The sequence below is a fragment of the Microbispora sp. CSR-4 genome (assembly GCF_008033685.1).
Classification (GTDB): domain Bacteria; phylum Actinomycetota; class Actinomycetes; order Streptosporangiales; family Streptosporangiaceae; genus Microbispora.
Genome location: NZ_VJVX01000344.1, coordinates 1 through 260 on the forward strand (window position 1 = coordinate 1; position 260 = coordinate 260).

Annotated in this window: 1 protein-coding gene; it reads right to left on the bottom strand. The window is 71.9% G+C overall.

What is annotated here, in order from left to right; translation table 11 throughout:
* Positions 1–260: sigma-70 family RNA polymerase sigma factor (locus FLV34_RS40065; RefSeq protein WP_147945658.1), on the bottom strand; the 260-nt coding region annotated here is incomplete at both ends.

Genomic DNA, 260 nt, shown 5'->3' on the forward strand with positions numbered 1-260 from the left:
CGGCGGGCGGCGACGTGGGAGCGGGCGCGGTGGGCGATCTGGCGGACGGCGGCCTGGCTCTTGCCGACGGCGTCGGCGATCTCGTCGTAGTCCAGGTCGAACACCTCGCGCAGCACGAACACCGCCCGCTCGGTGGGCGACAACGTCTCCAGCACCAGCAGCATCGCCATCGACACGCTCTCGGCCAGCTCCACGTCCTCGGCCACATCCGGCGCGGTCAGCAACGGCTCGGGCAACCACGGCCCGACGTACGACTCCCT